The 19,871-nt window shown below is 50.6% G+C and carries 13 protein-coding genes and 1 pseudogene; 10 read left to right on the top strand and 4 right to left on the bottom strand.

Going from position 1 to position 19,871, the window contains the following annotated elements:
- Positions 1 to 223 precede the first annotated feature (223 nt).
- Together JET16_RS23435 and JET16_RS23430 are read right to left on the bottom strand one after the other, a co-directional pair.
- Positions 224 to 910, bottom strand: a complete 687-nt coding sequence (locus tag JET16_RS23435) for a zinc metallopeptidase (protein WP_199621067.1) — start codon at positions 908 to 910, stop codon at positions 224 to 226.
- A 27-nt stretch (positions 911 to 937) separates the two neighbouring features.
- Positions 938 to 1,378, bottom strand: a complete 441-nt coding sequence (locus JET16_RS23430) for a MerR family transcriptional regulator (RefSeq protein WP_199621065.1) — start codon at positions 1,376 to 1,378, stop codon at positions 938 to 940.
- A gap of 751 nt (positions 1,379 to 2,129) precedes the next feature.
- On the opposite strand from JET16_RS23430, the gene JET16_RS23425 reads away from it, so the two are divergent.
- From JET16_RS23425 to JET16_RS23415, 3 genes are read left to right on the top strand one after another with little or no spacing between them, the layout of a single operon-like run.
- A complete protein-coding gene (locus tag JET16_RS23425) occupies positions 2,130 to 3,494 on the top strand; it encodes an ammonium transporter (protein WP_325176762.1) in 1,365 nt (454 codons plus the stop codon).
- Between the two features lie 28 nt (positions 3,495 to 3,522).
- Positions 3,523 to 4,599 (top strand): DUF294 nucleotidyltransferase-like domain-containing protein, encoded by a 1,077-nt coding sequence (locus JET16_RS23420; protein ID WP_199621063.1) that lies wholly within the window; start codon positions 3,523 to 3,525, stop codon positions 4,597 to 4,599.
- Positions 4,596 to 5,333 (top strand): exonuclease domain-containing protein, encoded by a 738-nt coding sequence (locus tag JET16_RS23415; RefSeq protein ID WP_199621060.1) that lies wholly within the window; start codon positions 4,596 to 4,598, stop codon positions 5,331 to 5,333. Before JET16_RS23420 ends, JET16_RS23415 begins: the two co-directional genes overlap by 4 nt.
- A 61-nt stretch (positions 5,334 to 5,394) precedes the next feature.
- Here the strand turns inward: JET16_RS23415 and JET16_RS23410 are convergent, their stop codons facing one another.
- Positions 5,395 to 6,717, bottom strand: coding sequence for an MFS transporter (locus JET16_RS23410; RefSeq protein ID WP_199621058.1), 1,323 nt, complete (start codon positions 6,715 to 6,717; stop codon positions 5,395 to 5,397).
- Positions 6,718 to 6,870: 153 nt separating this feature from the next.
- Here JET16_RS23410 and JET16_RS23405 point away from each other — a divergent pair, with 153 nt between their 5' ends.
- Positions 6,871 to 7,404, top strand: a complete 534-nt coding sequence (locus JET16_RS23405) for a TlpA family protein disulfide reductase (RefSeq protein ID WP_199621057.1) — start codon at positions 6,871 to 6,873, stop codon at positions 7,402 to 7,404.
- A 241-nt stretch (positions 7,405 to 7,645) separates the two neighbouring features.
- On the opposite strand, the gene cimA is transcribed toward JET16_RS23405, so the two are convergent.
- Positions 7,646 to 9,268 carry a citramalate synthase gene (gene cimA / locus JET16_RS23400; protein ID WP_199621056.1) on the bottom strand — a complete coding sequence of 541 codons (1,623 nt, stop codon included), beginning with the start codon at positions 9,266 to 9,268 and terminating at the stop codon, positions 7,646 to 7,648.
- A 191-nt stretch (positions 9,269 to 9,459) separates the two neighbouring features.
- On the opposite strand from cimA, the gene queF reads away from it, so the two are divergent.
- From queF to JET16_RS23370, 6 genes and pseudogenes are all read left to right on the top strand, one after another.
- The gene (gene queF, locus JET16_RS23395; RefSeq protein WP_199621055.1) at positions 9,460 to 9,819 is read left to right on the top strand and encodes a preQ(1) synthase; all 360 of its coding nucleotides are present in this window, start codon (positions 9,460 to 9,462) and stop codon (positions 9,817 to 9,819) included.
- 140 nt (positions 9,820 to 9,959) lie between these two features.
- Positions 9,960 to 11,241, top strand: a pseudogene (locus JET16_RS23390) (DNA polymerase IV).
- A gap of 289 nt (positions 11,242 to 11,530) precedes the next feature.
- Positions 11,531 to 11,767, top strand: coding sequence for a ferredoxin (locus JET16_RS23385; protein ID WP_199621054.1), 237 nt, complete (start codon positions 11,531 to 11,533; stop codon positions 11,765 to 11,767).
- A gap of 236 nt (positions 11,768 to 12,003) precedes the next feature.
- Positions 12,004 to 13,827, top strand: coding sequence for a CHASE2 domain-containing protein (locus JET16_RS23380; protein WP_199621053.1), 1,824 nt, complete (start codon positions 12,004 to 12,006; stop codon positions 13,825 to 13,827).
- Between the two features lie 68 nt (positions 13,828 to 13,895).
- A complete protein-coding gene (locus JET16_RS23375) occupies positions 13,896 to 15,485 on the top strand; it encodes a stalk domain-containing protein (protein WP_199621050.1) in 1,590 nt (529 codons plus the stop codon).
- A gap of 38 nt (positions 15,486 to 15,523) precedes the next feature.
- Positions 15,524 to 19,801 (top strand): FecR family protein, encoded by a 4,278-nt coding sequence (locus tag JET16_RS23370; protein WP_199621049.1) that lies wholly within the window; start codon positions 15,524 to 15,526, stop codon positions 19,799 to 19,801.
- Positions 19,802 to 19,871 lie beyond the last annotated feature (70 nt).

The raw sequence follows: 19,871 nt of genomic DNA, 5'->3' as shown, positions 1-19,871 counted from the left end.
CGGTGTTGTTTCAAAGTGAAACACGGTGATGCACGGATGAAACATGTTGTTAACTCTGTAACCGGATAAAGTTTCAGCTGCATGGGCGGATAAGCATCTTCTGACTCTGCAGCCGAGCAAATAGTTCCGCTGCACGAGCGGGTGAAGATAAAGAACCTCCAGTCCCGCTAATCAAAGGCGGTTTTGGAGGTTCTGCTCATTAACCGTAATGCAGGTAATCGTGTTAATCGTCGTTCTGACCGGCGAAGATCATTACAAACTTAATCAGCTCCAGGAGCGAGATTAAAGCGGCGGCGACGTACGTTAATGCGGCGGCGTTCAATACTTTTGCCACGCCCCGTTCTTCTTCGTTGCTGATGAAGCCTTCGGAAACCATCAGCTCGCGCGCCCGGGAGCTTGCGTTGAATTCGACCGGAAGCGTCACGAGTTGGAACGCGACCGCAGCCGAGAAGAAGATGATGCCGGCGAGAATGAGTCCGGACAACGACATGAGGAAGCCGGCAATCAACATTATCGGCGCCAACCCGGAAGCAAAGCTTACAAGCGGGAACATCCGGTGGCGAAGCACGAGCATAGGATACGCAAACTTATGTTGGATGGCATGGCCGACTTCATGGCACGCAACGGACACGGCGGAGATGGAGCTGTAATCGTATACCGGCTCGGACAATCGCACTACGCGGTGAATCGGGTCGTAATGATCCGTGAGTCTGCCGCGCACGCGTTCGATTGCGACATCGTGCAGACCGTTATGGTCCAACATGCGGCGAGCCGCTTCGTACCCCGTAATTCCGCTGTTTACGGAAACTTCCGTCCACTTGTTGAATGTGCCCTTTACTCGGAACTGAGCCCAGAGCGCTACTCCGAATGCGATGAAGATCAGAAAATCCATGGGGTGAAACAATATCATGGTGACTATCCCTCCGTATTAATTTAGTTATACCAATGGGCCTTTACCCAATAAAAACAACAACGCTTCAATACATGCCGCGGTCTGCGGGGACAGCGATTTCAACAAACTGCGCGCCTGGTTCGGCTTTAAACTCTCGATGATCGGCGCGATTTCTTTCGCTTCCTGTTCCAACTGCCGCATATGCAGCTGCAGCGCGGAAAGCCGTTCGGTCATTCCTTCGTCGGCCGTCACTTTGCCCAGCTGCGCGAGGTGCTCCTTTATTTCTTCTAACGTAAGCTTTTGCCGTTTCAACCATTCAATACGTTTAATGCGCTGTAAAGTTTCAATTCCATACAGACGGTAATTGGTGTTTGAACGTTTGGCCGGATGGATGAGTCCGAGTTTGGTATAATAATCGATTGTACGGGGACTGACCTCGGACAACGTCGCTAACTCGCCGATTTTATAAAGCTTCGTATCCCCCACCGCCGATTCACCTCACAAAGAAGTTATTCGTTCTTTCACTTTAACATAAGAATTTATAATTTTTCAGACGTAAAAAGGTAAATTCTTATGTTGCAAGAAAAACTTCCTCTAAAGGACGTACCCGCTTCAATGAATTACTTCGATAGAAGTTTTTCTTAACGATAAAGAATTTATAAGTTTTCTGCTTCAGCAGGAAATGAGTAAATTCTTTACCAAGAAAAACTTCCTCTAAAGGACGTACCCGCTTCAATGAATTACTTCGATNCACTTTAACATAAGAATTTATAATTTTTCAGACGTAAAAAGGTAAATTCTTATGTTGCAAGAAAAACTTCCTCTAAAGGACGTACCCGCTTCAATGAATTACTTCGATAGAAGTTTTTCTTAACGATAAAGAATTTATAAGTTTTCTGCTTCAGCAGGAAATGAGTAAATTCTTTACCAAGAAAAACTTCCTCTTACTCGCGGTCGCTCATCCTTGAATTACTTCGATAGAAGTTTTTCTTATATAATGATAGCGAATCCGAAACCATACAGTCAAACGTTACACTGCAAGATTGTATGTTAGATTTTTTCACACAGTTCTTGAAAACCCGCTCCTCCTTATTCTCATGTTACTTTATTAATGCTGGTATGTTATAGCAAGAAAAAAACTGTTGTCAAATTGACATGGCCTGATTATAATGACATTAAGCATTTCACGTTGTGTTAAGTAACTTAACGCAAGATAATTCAGGGGGAGTGGTCACGAGTGTTAAAAAAGGTACTTCTTGCGGCAGCCGTATTCACGATGTTGTTCCCGACACTGGCTTTTGCATCTGAAGGGCCGTCGGCGGCAACGCTGAATATGGGGTTGAACGCAATTTGGGTCATGCTGGCGTTTATCCTCGTATTCTTGATGCAGGGCGGATTTATTTTATTGGAAACAGGTTCGACACGAATGAAAAACGCCGGCCATGTGGCTGGTAAGACGATTTTCACGGTAGGACTTTGTACCTTGGTATTCTGGGCGGTAGGTTACGGTCTTATCTACGGAACAGGTTTTGCGGAAAGCGGATTGAACGCCTTCATCGGTTGGGGCGACTTCTTCTATGCGCCGCCGGTATCCGCTGAAGAAGGGCTTCCTTCTACGATTAACTTCTTGTTCCAGCTTGCATTTGCCGCGGTTTCTCTCTCCATCGCATGGGGCGGTTTCGCGGAACGCGCCAAATTGTCGGTTTACGTAGTGTTCTCGGTATTGTTTACCGCACTTATTTATCCTGTAATTGCGCACTGGATTTGGGGCGGCGGTTGGTTGTTCGGCCACAAGCAAGACTTTGCGGGCTCCACGGTGGTTCACTTGACGGGCGCTTGCGCTGCATTGGCGGCAACGATCTTGCTTAAGCCGCGGATCGGGAAATATAATAAAGACGGCACGGCCAATGAAATTTTGGGACACAACCAAGTGTTCACAGCTCTCGGCGTATTGTTGCTTTGGGTAGGCTGGTTCGGATTCAACGCGGGCAGCACGCTCGGCGTAGGCGACGGGTTCTTCGGTTACGTAGGGTTCACGACAATGATCGCCACTGCGGGCGGTGCCGTTGCATCGCTGTTCATCTCTTGGATGCTTTCCGGCAAAGGCGACATCACTACGATGCTGAACGGTTCTCTTGCAGGTCTCGTAGCAATCACGGCGTCCTGTGCATTCGTTGAACCTTGGGCCGCAGTAGTGATCGGTTTGGTTGCAGGATTGCTGGTTTACGGCAGCATGAAGTTTTTCGAAAAGATGAAAATCGACGATCCGATTTACGCTCTTTCCGTGCACGGTGCGGCAGGTATTTGGGGCACGCTCTCCAACGGCATCTTCGCATCGCCCGAGCTTGTTGAGAAAGTGGGCATCGGCGAGGCGGGATTGATCTATACCGGCAGCTTGAATCAATTGTGGGTTCAATTTTACGGTGTTGCCTCTTCCGGACTTTACGCATTCGTAGTATCCTTCATCCTGCTCGCGATTATCAAAGCCGTTATCGGGCTTCGCGTAACGGAAGAACAAGAAATTATCGGCCTCGATTTGAGCGAACACGGTGCGTACGGATATCCGGAGCACATGAGTAAGCAAGGATCGATCGGAAGCTAATCGATACAACAATTAAGGAGATGGCGTCGTGGAACAACGTTGGGACGAGTTTGAGCGGCGGATTGAGATGTCGAACGGGACGGACCAATTATGCCAGCTCAGAAGCGAGTTCCACGGTTCCTTCGGCGCCTCTTTCATGACCGAGGATATCGAGAACTCGATGGAGCGGTTGAACGCTATCCATGATGCGTTCATAAGAAAAGCCGTTTATTTAGCGGAACAATCTGTCGGATGGAAAGAAGGAGACCGCGATAAAGCGGTCTCTTACGTGTTGCTGTTATTCGGAAGCGGCGGCAGGCAAGAGCAAACCTTCTCCAGCGATCAAGATAACGGCATTGTGTATGAGGCCGCGCCGGGAGTTGCCCATGAAGTGGCGGAACAATATGTGGCTGAACTCGGCGACGCTATTCAACGCCAATTGGAAGCGATCGGCTACCCGCCTTGTGACGGCAACGTCCTGGGAAGCAATGTGTTCTGGAGAAGAACAACATCCGGATGGGGGGCGACTTTGAGGGAATGGGCGGAGCTGCGGAGCTTCGAGACGGTCCGCAACCTGCTGATCGCGGCGGACGCAAGACCCGCAAGCGGAAATTCGGAACTTGCAAACCGGTTTATATCGGAATATTCGGCCATGGTGCAGGAATATCACAGGGTCCTTCTGCCGCGAATGCTGGAGAGCACGTTGCGCCATAAAGTGCTTATAGGCGTGCTCGGAAATTTATTGACGGAACGGTACGGCGCCGATTCGGGCGGGATCGATATCAAATACGGTATATATATTCCGATGGTCAACGGAATCCGTTTGCTGGCTTTGCAAGAAGGTATTGAAGCGACATCGACACTGAAACGCATTCGTGAATTGAAGCGCCGCGGGGCCATACGTTCCGTAACTGCGGACGATTGGGAATCCGCATTTCTTTCCGTTCTTTCGTTTCGTACCATGGTGCCTACACAATCGGAACATGGCTTCTACACGAACCGCGGCAAAATGCCGGCGAAATTGTTAACGAAGCAAGTCAAGAAAGAACTAAAGCGAACGCTGCGCATTGGCGCCCAATTGCAAAAGCAAGTCAAGCGGGCGTTCGGTTCGGAGGGTCGATTATGAAACCGCCCAAACGGCCTGAAATGGGAATTTGGTCTTTATATAAGATGGGTGGTCTGACTCCTGCGTTGAACTCAATGATCAACCCGCAAAACGCGCAGCAGATGGCATTCATTCGTCATGTCATGAAACAACAGCGCAACGATTTTATTATGGAAGAGCCGTTATCCGGGTTGGATGTCGTTGTGTTTGATTTGGAGACGACCGGATTTCATCCGAACGGCGGAGACGAAATATTATCGTTCGGCGCGGTTGCGGTGAAGGGAGACCAACTTCAAGAAGAAGAGACGTTTTACACCGTTGTGGATCCGGGGCGAGGCATTCCCGGTCACATTGTGGAGCTGACGGGAATCGACGAAGCCGCGGTTGCCGGCGCCCCGTCGGTGATGGAGGGGCTAAAGAGCTTTTTCGAATTTGTGAATAAACGAATGTTGGTTGCCCACGCGTCCGGTCATGACAAAAAGTTTTTAAACGCGGCATTGTGGAGAACGTCCAAAGTACACATGACGCATCGTGTGTTGGATACGATGATGATCGCCAAATGGCTTGAGCCGGACCGCACCGACTACTCGCTGGACGCATTGATCGCCGCGCACGGGATACCCGCGGGAAAGAGGCATCATGCGCTTGAGGACTCGCTCATGACGGCGCGGCTGTGGGTATCGTTCATGCGCCGCATACAAGAGCGCAACATTCATACGTTGGGCGACTTGTACGCGTATTTAAGCCAAGGCTAATACGAAGAACCTCCCGGACATGCTGAGAACCGAAACATCAGCCGCCGGGAGGTTTCGTTGTTTAACCGGATTTCGCAAGATTTTTCTCCGGCTTGATCAAAAAGAACACAAGCCCTAAGGCAATTCCGGATAAGACGGATAACAAAATGAACACAATGTTGTCGCTCTTCTCCATTAACCAACCGATCAGCGGCGGACCGGCGGCTACGCCCAAGAAACGCAAGCTGTTGTAAATGGAAGTAATCATGCCGCGCTGGCTTTTATCGACCGAGCCTGTGATCATCGTGTTCAGGCAAGGCAGCAGCAAGCCCGTTCCCACGCTGCTAAGCGTGATCAACGCCATAAAAATGTACAGCTGATTTTTGTTGAACACCAACGTCAAGCCTAATGCGACGGTTGCCAGAGCAAGCCCTATATTCATTAACCAACGCATAAGCAAGCCGTTCTTCTTAATGACGCTTCCGGTCGTATACGATGTGATGACAAGACCGGCGAGAGGGATGGCCAGCACGAGCCCTTTCATGACTCCGTCTATGTTGTATGGCGGATTCTCCAATATTTCGGACAAATAAAACAATATCCCGAATAACGTAAACAAGCCCAAGCTGCCGACTAAGAAAGATGTGATGAGCCAGCGGCCTTTTTTCTTCAAGATTTGACCGATGGTTTGCAAATATTTGCCGAGCGGTTGTTTTTCCGTTGATTTACGCTCCGGCTCCTTGATTAGAAAAATGACGGCCAACAACGACAAGGCGCAAAAAAACGGAAACGCAAAAAATGCGGCATACCACACGATGAGCGCAAGTGCGGAGCCGAGTATCGGCGAGATGACTTTCCCCGTGCCGTTGGATGCCTCGGTCAAACCGAGCACCTGGCTTTCCGTTCCGCCTTTGTACAAGTCTCCGACGAGAGCCATCGCGATCGGCGCGGTTCCGGCCGCGCCCAAACCTTGCAGAGCGCGGGCTCCGATCACGATCGGGTACGATTCCCAAACGGCGCCGAACCCTGCGAGAATGCCCGCCCCGCCGTATACGATCAGCGAAGGAATGATAATCGCCTTGCGCCCGAACTGGTCGGATAAGTACCCCACAACAGGTATAAAAATACCCGCTGTAACGGAAAATAAAGTAATTACGAGACTGCTTTGCATTTTGGTAATCCCAAGCTTTTCCTGCATTTCCGGAAGTACCGGAACAAGCATGGAATTTCCGAGAACGAGGACGAGCGGGATGGAAGCGATGGCGATAAACTCCCAAATCCGCCGGCCTGAGGCTTCCTTTTTTCCGTCTCCTTCCTGATTTGTTTCCGAGCGTGCTTCCCGGGAGTGATCTTCCATATCGCTTTCGAACGATATGTTCAGCTTGCGCGATTTCGTCTTCTCCAAGTGTAATCGACTCCTCTGAAGGTCTACAAATAATGTTCCCTTAGAGAAGACGTACATACGATGTAACGTGTTGGAAAAAACCGAACGGCAACGGGGTTGAGAAATGAAGCGGGAAATGGGTACAATAGAAAGAAGGAAAAGGAGTCTGGCATAATGAAAAAAACAGTCGTCATTTTCATAATGGTATTGGCGCTCGCGGGCATTGCGCTCGTTCAACAGTTCGCGACCGCCCGTATTTCCGCACTGCCGACGGAGGAAGCTCCGAAAGTCGGATACTTGGCCCCCGCATTCGAATTGTCGACGTTGGACGGCGGCGTCTTAGGCGTAAACCGCGGGAAGAGGGAGAAGGCGCTCCTGATCAATTTCTGGGCGTCTTGGTGCGATCCGTGCAGGCTGGAAGCGCCGTTCTTGGCGCAGCTGCATGAAAAGTACGGAGATAAGCTCGATATTTACGGTGTAAATGGACTTGAGTACGACGATTTAAACAGCGTTCGCGCGTTCGTGAAACAGTACGATCACCGCTTTCCCGTGTTGTTGGACCGGAAAAGCGACGTATTCGATCTTTATAAAGTGCCCGGTTATCCGACCAGCTTCCTCGTTGACCGGAACGGGGTCGTCAAGGATGTTGTGATCGGGCTGCCGGACCACGGGGAATTTGAGAAGAAAATCCGGAAGCTGATTGATTAGATTACGATGCGCTTGGACAGACAATAAGCTCAAAAATTAACCTTATTTGCAGGAATAAGGTTAATTTTTGAGCTTATTTCAAATCCGGCAACCTGTTTTTATGGCCAATACAGAGGAATAGGCGCAAATATTGACCTTAACTCCTTCAATACATACCGAAGTCCTTGTGATAAGGTCAAATATTGATCTTATTCACATGAATAGGGTCAATATTTGACTATTCATGTGAGCTGTCATTTTGTTAGTGATTCACAATGCCGACGCGGTCCCGGGAATCGTCATTCGGTTCCGTGACGACCGCTTCTTTGCCGAGTATGGCGTAGCGCAAGCTGTCGACCAACGCTTCCCAGCTCGCTTCGATGACGTTCTCGCTGACGCCGACGGTGCTCCAAGTCGCGTCATAGTCGGACGATTCGATCAACACCCGAACCTTCGCGGCTGTTGCGTCCTGATCGTTGATCACTCGCACTTTATAATCCGTCAGGTGAATGTTCCGGATATCGGGGAAATACTTTTCAAGCGCCTTGCGAAGCGCATTGTCGAGCGCATTGACAGGGCCGTTTCCTTCCGCGGCGGTATACACGGTCTCCCCGTTCACATTAATTTTCAAGATGGCTTCCGACACGACGGGATTGTCGCCCGATTTCTCCATCAACAATTTAAACGATTCCAACGTGAATATATCTTCCTGCTGCCCGATCGAACGGCGAATCAACAGCTCCAGCGAAGCGTCGGCGCCTTCGAAATGGTATCCTTGATGCTCCATCTCTTTAATGGTCCCGATGAGCCGTTTGGTTGCGTCATTTTGCAGATCGAAATCAAGTCCCATCTCCTGCGCCTTAAACAACAAATTGCTTTGTCCGGCAAGCTCCGAGACGAGGACGCGCTGGCGGTTGCCCACCAATTCCGGTACGATGTGCTCGTACGTCTTGGAATGGCGAAGCACGGCCGATACGTGGATGCCGCCTTTGTGCGCGAATGCGGCGCTGCCGACATAGGGCTGGTTCACCGGCAGATGAACGTTGGCGATTTCGCTTACGAACCGTGCCGTATTCGTCAGCGATTGCAGCTGCTCCGGAGTAACGACGTTGTAGCCGAGCTTCAACTGCAGGTTCGGAATGACCGAGCAAAGATTGGCGTTACCGCACCGTTCGCCGAGACCGTTGAAGGTGCCCTGCACTTGACGCGCGCCAGCCTGTACAGCGGCCAACGAGTTGGCGACGCCCAATTCGCAGTCGTTATGCGCGTGAATGCCGATCGGAGCGGCGACGTTCGCAATAACATCAGCCACGATCGCCGACACTTCACCGGGCAAGGAGCCGCCGTTCGTATCGCAAAGCACGATCCAATCGGCACCCGCGGCTTCCGCGCGCTTAATCGTAGCCAGGGCGTATTCGCGGTTTTCTTTGTAGCCGTCGAAGAAATGCTCGGCATCGTAAATAACCTCCAATCCGCTGCTTTTCAAATAACGGACGGAATCGAAAATCATGCTTAAATTTTCTTCCAGCGTGGTTTGCAGCGCGGTCGTCACATGGAAATCCCACGATTTCCCGAATATTGTCGCAACGCTGACACCGGACTCGATAATGGCATTTAAATTCACATCGTCTTCCGGAGCGACGCCTTTGCGGCGGGTGCTGCCGAAAGCGGTGATTTTCGCGTGTTTCAAAGGGAGCTTCGCGGCGCGGCGGAAAAACTCGATGTCTTTCCCGTTGCTTCCAGGCCATCCGCCTTCAATATAATGAATGCCCAATTCGTCCAACTTGACGGCGATTTTCAACTTGTCTTCGACGCTTAGACTGATTCCTTCCCCTTGTGTTCCGTCTCGTAACGTCGTATCAAATATGGTAACGTGTTGCGGCATCCCTGCTTCCTCCCATAACAAAGAATTCTCTCTATAAGAATATTCCTAATATTATAGCACGGGAACGCTTGCAGTAGAACCGGGTATTGCAAACATTTTGTGTAACCCCGCCCGTTGTCTTGACCTGCTACTGTGCGCCTAGTATGCTTGAAGCATGCACTTATATATATAGTAGTGGAGGAATGAGTACCATGCCAAGCCAACCTCAAAAACATCTTGATCCGGTGCCTAACCCGCATCCGGACCGCGAATATGAAGTGGAAATCGAATGCCCCGAATTCACCGCGATATGTCCCGTGACGGGCCAGCCGGATTTCGGAACGATTACGTTCAAATACGTGCCCGGACCGTACATTTGCGAATTAAAGTCGCTCAAGCTTTATATTTGGAGTTTCCGCGACGAGGGACATTTCCATGAAGACATCACGAACCGCATGCTGAAGGATTTCGTTGAACAAATCAAGCCGAGAAAGCTGTCGGTAACCGGTAAGTTCAACGTGCGCGGGGGCATTTACACGACTGTAAGAGCCGAATACGCACAGGAAAAATAAGAAAAACTTGTTCGAAGTACATGCAAGGAAGCCAGACCGCGATTAAAGGAAGTTTTTCTTGCAACATAAGAATTTGGTTTTCCGTGCCGGAATATTATTGATTCTTATGTTTAGATCCGTCCGAACCGGAGGGTGTGAGTATGAAAGGAGAAGGCGGCAGCAAATACGAAGCGTCCGGGAGCGCGTACCCGAAGAGCGGCAGAGTGGTGCTTCATATCGATATGAACGCATTTTATTGCTCGGTGCACGAGTCCGCGGAGCCGGACAAATACCGCGGCAAACCGCTGGCGGTGGCCGGAAGCGTCGAGCTGCGCAAAGGGATCGTCGTTACGTCCTCGTATCCCGCTCGCGCGCGCGGCGTGCGGACCGGCATGACCGTTCGCGAAGCGCAGCGGCTTTGTCCCGGACTCATCTTGCTGAAGCCCGACTTCGAATTGTACCGCCGGTTTTCTCTCCGCTTTCTTGAAATCGCGGGAGATTACTCGCCGCTTGTGGAGCCCGTATCGATTGACGAATGTTATGTCGACATATCGGGCTCCAAGTCCTTCGGCACGCCTCTGGAAATCGCAACGGAAATACAAAGACGCATCCGCGAAGAGCTCGGATTGCCGTGCTCGATCGGAGTCGCGCCGAACAAGCTGCTTGCCAAGACGGCGTCGGACATGAAGAAGCCGAACGGGCTTACCGTGCTCCGGCTGCGCGACGTGCCCGCCGTGCTGTGGCCGCGGCCGTGCGCCGAGCTGTACGGCATCGGCGCCAAAACAGCCGCAAAGCTGGAGCGGCTCAACATACGCACGCTCGGCGAGCTTGCGGGAAGCGACGAGCGGCTGCTCGCCGATCAGTTCGGCGTAACGGGCAGCTGGCTCAAGCGCGCCGCGAACGGTTGGGACGAGTCTCCCGTAGTTGCGGAACGCGAGCAAGCGAAATCGGTCGGACATACAGTGACTCTGCCTCAAGACGTTACCGATCCCGACGAGGTGAAGAGAGTGCTGCTCAATTCGCCGCAAAGGTCTCTTCGCATCCACCGTTCAAATTACGATCCGCAAGCCCGACATGCGTACGATCACACGCTCGCAAACACTTCCTGCCCATACGGACGATATGAAGGAAGTGTACAAAGCGGCGTGCAGTCTGTACGACCGTCATTGGCCGGACCGAAAGCCGATCCGGCTGCTTGGCGTCGCCTGCCAAAACTTGCGCGCTAAGAAAGAGACGCCTCTGCAGATGGATTTGTTCGATTTCGAAGAGCAGCCGCGCAAGGAACAGCTTAATTCCATAATGGACCGCATCCGCGACAAATTCGGGGAGAACGCCATATTGACGGCGGGCATGCTCGGGGACGACCCGTCCACGCGAATCCGAAACTATAAAGAGCGCGGCACCTCTTTGCAAATGGACCATCTCGAAAGGAACGATATATGATGACATTTCCACGAGTTGGACGAATGTTTTGATAACCCTAGAATTTATAAGTTTCCGAAAGGAAACGTTAATTCTAGGGTTGCAAGAAAAACTTCCGCTTTATGACGTACCCGCTTCCTTGAATGTACTTCGATGGAAGTTTTTCTTACTTTCTCTTAGGCAAACTGGGTGTGCAGTCTTAATTTTCGCCGGGTTTTCGGCATTCCGTTTGAATTTTCGCGATGGTTGTATTATGATGAATCGTGAGGATTTGCAACCAAGGGATGAAATTTAGAGGAGGAAATTATTCATGGCCAAGTATACGTGGGTAGATAAAGAAACTTGCATCGCTTGCGGCGCTTGCGGAGCGACTGCGCCTGATATCTACGACTACGACGACGAAGGTTTGGCGGAAGTCATCTATGAAGGCGACGGCAACCGCGGCGTAACCGAAATTCCGGAAGATTTGTACGACGATCTTCAAGACGCTTCCGACGGATGCCCGACGGATTCCATCAAAATTCAAGACAACCCGTTTGAAGTCTAATCGACATCTAAGACACAGCGCCTTCTCCCGAAATACCGGGGGAGGGTTTTTTGTTGTCTTTATTGTTGAGAAAACAATACTTTCGGACTAAACCTGCTCCCTGCATGTCATTGACAATTGCGGGGAGCCTTTTTTCGACATTTTTTTTATTTTCCTCATATATTTTTTGTTGTTTTTAACCATTTTTCAACTTACTATGGTAATGTTGGATTATTCGTCCTACTACGGAGGAACTAATGAAAAGCATACGCCTTTACGCTTTGACCGTTAATGCTGTGGTCGTAGCACTAAGCTTGTGTCTTATTCTCTTAAACGTATTGGAACCGCTTAAAAACGCCCTGTACGATTTCGATTTGGAGCGGACGAATTCCGGTGCGCCGGATGAACGGATTATCGTCGTGGCAATCGACGAATATTCGATCGAAGCGATCGGGCAGTTTCCATGGCCGCGCGAAATTTACGGCGCTTTGATAGAAAGTATGAATCAATCCGGAACCGAACCAAGCGTCATCGGCTTCGATATATTGTTCGATACGCAAAGCTCCCCCGGAAGCGACGCGGCGTTCGCCGATGCGCTGTCCCGTTATGACAACGTCATTTTGCCGTCTACGGCGGTGACGGAGAACGAGCTGAGCCGAACGACAACGGTGGAAGCGGACGGACTCATTCCGGCGCATGACGTTATCCATCCGATTCCGGCGTTCTATGAAAATACGCATCACGCTCACATCAACGCGGTGCTGGATACGGATAAAGTTATCCGCCGCACGTGGCTGCAGCTGCAAACGCCCGAAGACGGCGTATTGAACTCGTTAGCGTTCCAAGCGGCCAAGATGGCCGGAGCGGACGTCGATCACTACTTGAACTATCATCCGCAAACGGAAATATGGATCGATTACGAAGCGGAGTCGTACGATTTCTTGACGGTTCCGTTCGTTGACGTTCTGAACGGAAATTTCCCGCCCGAAAACTTCAAGGATGCCATTGTGCTTGTCGGGTTCACGGCGATCGGCCTCTCAACGGACGACATCGGCTCGGTGCCGATCGAGACAGAGATGAAGCTCGTCTACGCCCACGCGAACATCATCAACCAGCTCCTCAACAATACATACATAACATACTATCCGGATTGGGTTGTCCTCGTTGTAAGCTTGGTTTTGCTGGCAGCAGTCGTGTTTATTACTTGGCGGTTCAAAACCGTCGCCAGCTTATCCGCCGTACTTGCGGGCAGCATAGCGATTATAGCCGGCCAGCACTATCTGTTCCGCGGCACGAACATTTTCATAGACACGGTCCATCCCGCAGCCGTTATGTTCCTTGCTTACATATCCAACATCGCGGTGAAGGCGTATTTCGAGACAAAGCATAAAAATTTCATCACAAAGCAATTCGGGCGGTACATCTCTCCGGATTTGGTGAAAGAAATCGCCAGCAGCGAGCAAGAGATCCAACTCGGCGGCATCAATAAAGAGCTTTCGGTTCTATTCCTCGACATCCGCGGCTTTACGACACTTTCGGAAAAATTGAAGCCTGAAGAAGTCGTCGACTTCCTTAACAGCATGTTCAACCTCATAACGGAAAAATGTCTCGAAAACAAAGGGACGATCGACAAATTTATCGGCGATGCGGCCATGCTGATGTTCAACGCGCCGCTCGATTTGCCGAACCATGAATACTGTGCGGTAAAGACGGCTTATGACATTCAGAAGGGGATGGAGGAGGTACGGCGGAACATTTTCGAAAAATTCGGGGTTACCGTCAATGTCGGCATCGGCATCAATACGGGCGAGGTGGTCGTCGGCAATATCGGCTCGTACATCCGCGTCGATTATACGGCGATCGGCGATAACGTCAACATAGCGGCGCGAATCGAATCCAACACCGTTGCGGGTCAGATTCTCGTTTCGGAAACCACCTACGAGCGCACGAAAGATTTGTTCGAGTATAACTGCGTCGGGGAACGGATGATGAAGGGCAAGACGGTTGCGGTGAAGCTGTATGAGGTATTGGGTTTGAAAAATGACGCTGCGGCAGCGGAGGCTGCGGCGGGTCGGCAATGAATACTCCCACCACTTACAGAAGTGGGAGTCCTCTCGGCTGATTATGATAGATAGGAGACGTAAATAGAATGAAGAATCTCAAGAAATTAAGTGCGTTAATCGTTGCCGCATCGTTGGCGGCCGGCTCTTCCAACGTATTTGCAGCCTCTCCCGGCGAAGGTCTTCGCGGAGCGGACGGCGGAATATTGTCGCAAGTCACGACATATGCCGGCAGCGGCGAATTTGCGGAGGCGAACGGAGCGGCGTTGTCCGCATCGTTTCGCGCGCCGGAACGGATCGCGGTTGCCAAAGACGGAACGGTGTATGTGAGCGATACGGTCAATCACATTATTCGCAAAGTAAAAGACGGCCAGGTGACGACTTACGCGGGAATTACGCTTACGAGAGACGAAGCGGGACTGCCCGAAGGCACGCTCGTTGACGGCAAAGCGGAGGCGTCCCTATTCCAGAAGCCTGCAGGACTTGCATTGGATGCTCACGGCAACTTGTATGTCGCCGACTCCGGAAACCACGCGATCCGCAAAATTTCCGTTGACGGAACCGTAACTACGGTTGCCGGCAACGGTGTGTTGGGCACAGTGGACGGCAAAGGCGCCGAAGCCCGCTTCTTCGGGCCGCAGGATGTCGCGGTTGCGGCAGACGGAACGATATACGTTGCGGACTCGCTCAACCATCTAATTCGTAAAATTGACGCAGACGGAACGGTCTCCACATTGAATGCGGCTTCGACACGCGCGGTGGAGGTTGTACCCGGCGCCGTCGAAGCGGCAGGCGATTATAAGGACGGGGCGTTGGATCAAGCGAAGTTTAACGAGCCTTCGTCCATCGAGTTGGATGCCAAAGGCAATTTGTACGTAAGCGATAGCGGCAACGGGTTGATCCGGTACATAGATGTCGCTGCCAATACGGTAACGACGGTAGCGGGCACCGTGCGGAATCCGATGTACGAGAAGGGTAAGCTATACTCGGCGGATGGGTATAAGGACGGCAGTGCGCTTACGGCGGAGTTTCATTTTCCCAAGGGCATTGCGCTTACCAAAGAAGGCGGCCTTGTCATCGCGGACACATTGAATCATGCAGTGCGTTACCTGCACAATGGTACAGTGACAACGCTGGCCGGCAGCACGTCGGGCGATTTCGGCAAGACGAACGGCATCGAAGGAAACAATTTGCTGCATGCGCCGTCCGATGTGGCCGTGCTGTCGAACGATGATATTTTGATTGGGGACAGCTACAACAATGCAGTTCGGTTATACGCATTGTACAGACAACCTGACGGATTGAAAAATGACGGCACGATTCACGTTACGTTCAACGGGGCGCTTCTACAGTTCGATACACAGCCGGAAATTGCGGATAACCGGACGATGGTGCCGTTGTCCGTTGTCGGAAAGTCATTCGGATATGAAGTGAGCTTCGATAAAGGCGTCATCCGGATGAAGAAGAACGGTACGACATTGGAGCTCGTTCCGGGCAAGACGGAGATAAGAACGCAAGTTGGCGACGGCGAAGCGGAGGTAAGGGCGATCGATGCGGCTCCTTACATTAAAGGGGAAAGAACCTATGTGCCGATCCGTTTCTTCAGCGAAGAGTTCGGTCTTGACGTGGAGTGGGACAAATCGACCCGGACGGTCATTCTTCGAGAGAAAACGTTGTAGGAAACCATAGGGATTGAAACGGGAGAGGGAGTAGTAAGGTGAAAAAGGCACGTAATTCGCTCTTAAGAGTGTTATCTCAGATTGTATGTGCTGCAATGGTTATGAGTTTGGCGCTCAATTCATTCACGGAGTTCGCAGCGGCGGCCAGCGACAGTTCCCGCATCGCGCAAATCGTTAGTCTGACGGGCGATGTATTTGTGAAGAAATCGGGCGGTTCGAAAGAGTTTAAGGCATACAAAAGCATGGCGCTGAATCAAGGGGATCATTTGAGAACCGGCAAGGGTTCCAGCGTAGTGTTAAAAGTGTTGGACCATGAGGACGAAGTAACGGTGGGCGCGAATGCATCGTTATATTTGTCAAAGTTAAAGTCCAGCGACGGCGGCAAAAAAACGAACTTGTCCGTATGGTCCGGTTCCGCTTACGTGAAGGCGGGCAAGCTGAAAGATAAGGATACGTTCGAAATCGAGACACCGACGGCAGTCATGGGCGTCAGGGGTACGAACTACATATTCAGCGTGGATCCGCGGTCGCTGTCTACGAATATTGTAGTCGCTTCAGGAATCGTAAGCGCAACGACAGCCGAGTCTGATGAGGAGACGCCCGAACAAACGGTACTTATCTATCCCGCGCAGCAAGTAGACTTTGTTTTCAATACGGAAAGCAATAGGGTGCAATCCGCGGTTTCCATCGTGGATCCGGCACAATTAGTGAGTTCGGTCAGCCCTTCGGTAACGGCGGCGCTGCTGCAGAATGCGGCTGACATTAACGCTGAGAACCAAGAACTATTGGCGAGCTTGAATAACGGACAAGCCAATCTCCAGCTTGGCGTGACGAATAGTCAAGAGTTCGACCTTTACGCCGGCAACGTCGGGCGACTTGCCGATGTAATTGCGACGCAAGCGGTGCAGCAAGGCGTACTTTCGCCGCAGCAAGTCAGTCAGATTTCTCAGCAAACCGGCGTTACGTTAAGTACGATTGCTGCTCCGCTCGATTTAACGCAGCTGCAGCAACAGCAGGCGCAGCAGGCGAAGCAGCTGCAGCAGCAAATGATGCAGCAGCAAGAGCTCCTGCAGCAATTTTTGCAGCAGCTTCAGCAGCAAAATTCGGAGCTGCTGAATCAGGCCGCTTCCCAGAAGCAAATGCAGCAGCAGCAAAACGCGGCGGCGTTGAAACAGCAGCAGCAAGCCGCGGAGCAAAGCTATCTCAACGGCTTGTCGGATGCGGAAAAGCAGCAGTTTAATCAGAATAAGGAACAGTTGAATCCGCCGTCGTCACAACAGCCGAATACGGGAGGAAATACCGGAGCGCCGCCTGTCAATGCGCCGCCGGAAGTCGAGTTGTTGTCCTCCGGCAGTGTAACCATCGGGTCTGACGTTTCGGCAAAGAGCAATGAGCTTGGCACATTGTACTTGGTGAAAGAAGGCACAAGTGCCGGGAAGGACGCTTTTGAAGCGGCAATAGCGGCTCATCGCGGTTCGAAGGCAGCCGTGACCGCTCCTGCGCAAAGCGTGTCGCTCCCGACATCAGGTTTAGAAGCAGGTAAATACGTTGTTTATGCGGTGGACAATCAGGGTGCGATCTCGAGCGCATCGCCTTCGATTTCTTTGATCGAGGCTAACGTTCCGCCGGTCGTGGAAGTATTGTCTTCTGCGAATGTAACGATCGGGTCTATTGTGCTTGCAAATAGCAATAAAGCGGGAACATTGTACTTGGTTCCTGTTGGTACAAGCGCGAATTTGGATGCTCTAAATGCGGCCGTAAGCCAAGGAACTGCGGTTAAGTCGACGGTTGTTTCTCCAAATACGAATGTAGAGATCGCAACGGCGGGACTTGCTCCCGGACAGTACGTCGTTTATGCGGTCGACAACTTCGGAGCCCTTTCTGCAAAATCGTTCGAAATAACGCTGCACATTGCTGAGCCTGGCCAACCTTTAAGTATTGCTTTTACGGATATGAATCCTATGAAAGAGCAAATATCGGGTGAAATATCCATTCATCGTGCAGCGGATGAAACAAACGTAACCGCCTACTCTGTGTATTGGGGAAACGCTCAAGGAAACATCATGGTTTCAACGCCGATAATTACTGTTAATAAGCCTAGTGAAAGTGGAGCTCTCATAGTTGCACATATATCAAATATTACAATTCCTTCAGGCGCGGAGAAGTTGTTGGCGTACTCTTTTAATGGTTCCGTGCGTTCTAATGCAGGTTCCGCTGTCAAGCTGATAGACGACGTGCCTCCGGTCGTATCGGTGACGTCAACCGGAACGGTAACCATCGGCACTTCGGTCACTGCGCGAAGCAATGAGATAGGTTCCTTATATTTAGCAGCTGAAGGAATCGGCGCAACATTGCCGGAACTTCATGCGGCAGTAATCGAAGGGAAGGCGAATATGGCAGCGGTCCTTGCGGCTGACACCGATGTAACGATTTCGACGACGGGACTGGTTGAAGGGCATTATGTCGTTTATGCTGTTGACGTACATGGAGGTATTTCCGCCAAATCGCCGGTGCTGTCGTTACAGTTGCCTGTCCCGACGGTTTTATATCTCGGCTATTCGCCGATTGCGGTCGGACAAGATTGGCATGTCAAAGCATCCGGCACTGATAAGTTATATATAGTAAACAAACAATACTTGACGGATCATAATGTCCAATCTCCGACCGCAGAAAATCTTGACAGTTATGTTGCAAACGGCGGGGCAATTTCTTACCGGACCACAGCTGAAGGCGTTCAGAGTATTCCTGGCTCCGCTATCTCTTCATTGGCTACAGGTGACTACGTTATTTTTGCAGTAAAAGGTACAAAAGTTTCGGAACCGACTCAGGCGATTTCATTAGTAAGCGCTGAATCGATAGGAGGATATATTTCCGGAACAATCAACCTTCCGAAAGCGGTAAGTTCAGAGGTCTTGGTGATGGTTGAAACGGCTTATGAGGTATCATCCAGCTATACTATTTTACGGTTTGTTCCTAACGACACGTCCGAGACTTACACTTTGCCGGTGCCGTTAGGCGATATGGCTTATGAAGTAAGATATCATTTGATAACAATAAATAGTGAAACATCAAGCTGGCTTAGCGATGGTTCCATCGGATATCATTACGCCGGCGTCGAAAATGCCGACGCGACGATTGAACAGGCGGTTCGTATCAGCGGCTTGTTAAGCTTTAACGCATCGAATCGCAATACGACTCAAGAATATACCGTACAAATTACGGCAATCCCGATGGATGGCAGTCTTGGAATAATTGCGCCGGTACAGTTGAAGATGCAGCCCGGCAGCAGCAGTTTATATTCAATAAACGTACCGGCTGGAACTTATCAAATTAGGTATAGCATAGTAGAAGAGACTGGGAGCGGTTATTTCTACTTGAAGGATTTCCCTTATTACACTAAGGATTATCATTGGGCGGGGAAAATTACCGCATTGTCTGACCAGACCGTCAACTTGTTTATCCCGCCGTACCAAAAGGATATAACGGGGATAACATCTTATGCAGGTTCTCCGATCTCCGTAAGTGTCGGTTGGAGTAATGCGCGCCCGCAATTTGGCACAGATATGGAATACAAAATTAAACTGTATGATGTTCAGAACACTACCGTCACGCTTGCGACCTATACGTTTATCCCGGCGGATCAAGCTCAAATGGATTATTCGCTGGATATCCAGCCTTCGCAGCTTCTTGCTTCAGAGCGCCAATACCTGTTGGCGGTGGAAGGTTATAAGAGCAGCGATCCATATAAAGAGGTGCCTGTCGCTATCGGGTGGGCCACATTGTATACGTATAAGTTTGCAGAAATTCAAGGTGTGAACGTATATGCAGAAAGCGCAATAGTTGCATGGTATTCAACACAGAATGCCGTTTCATATCGTGTTGAAGCGTTATCGACGGAAGCCGGCAGCGAAGGAACGGTGGTTTCGAGCGGGGAAACAAGCGGCTTGAGTTACGAGCTTACCGGGTTGACGCCGATAAATACTTATAATATCAGACTGAGCGCGTTAGGTGCAGCGGGGACCGTTCTTGCAACGGACATCAAAACAGTCACGATGTATCCAAAAGTGTCCGGTTTCGCGTTCGATAGTGCTACCAAGACGTTCAGTTGGGATTATTACCCTGACGCAAGCAGTTATTCGGTGTATATAAGCGGACCTGACTTTTCCAATGCTTTTTGGATTACCGGAACTTCACTTTCGGTATCATCTTTAACCGCAGGCAATGTTTATAGCGCGACGATCAGAGCACTGGATGCATCAAACAATAATTTAGCATTTCATAAAATAACGTTTACAGTTGCTCCTTTATTGCAATAAAACTAAAAATAGCCGCTCAATTTTCGGATGCAGCACCGAACTGAGCGGCTTTTCTTGTACGTGTTTTTTG

Source organism: Paenibacillus alkalitolerans (assembly GCF_016482785.1).
Lineage (GTDB): Bacteria > Bacillota > Bacilli > Paenibacillales > YIM-B00363 > Paenibacillus_AE > Paenibacillus_AE alkalitolerans.
Note: the sequence above shows the minus strand (reverse complement) of the source record. Positions and strands in the feature narration are given on the sequence as shown.

Coding starts and splice junctions, on each gene's coding strand:
- JET16_RS23405 (WP_199621057.1), top strand. CDS start 6,871: ATGAAAAAAACAGTCGTCATTTTCATAATGGTATTGGCGCTCGCGGGC.
- cimA (WP_199621056.1), bottom strand. CDS start 9,268: ATGCCGCAACACGTTACCATATTTGATACGACGTTACGAGACGGAACA.
- JET16_RS23380 (WP_199621053.1), top strand. CDS start 12,004: ATGAAAAGCATACGCCTTTACGCTTTGACCGTTAATGCTGTGGTCGTA.
- JET16_RS23415 (WP_199621060.1), top strand. CDS start 4,596: ATGAAACCGCCCAAACGGCCTGAAATGGGAATTTGGTCTTTATATAAG.
- JET16_RS23385 (WP_199621054.1), top strand. CDS start 11,531: ATGGCCAAGTATACGTGGGTAGATAAAGAAACTTGCATCGCTTGCGGC.
- queF (WP_199621055.1), top strand. CDS start 9,460: ATGCCAAGCCAACCTCAAAAACATCTTGATCCGGTGCCTAACCCGCAT.
- JET16_RS23435 (WP_199621067.1), bottom strand. CDS start 910: ATGATATTGTTTCACCCCATGGATTTTCTGATCTTCATCGCATTCGGA.
- JET16_RS23375 (WP_199621050.1), top strand. CDS start 13,896: ATGAAGAATCTCAAGAAATTAAGTGCGTTAATCGTTGCCGCATCGTTG.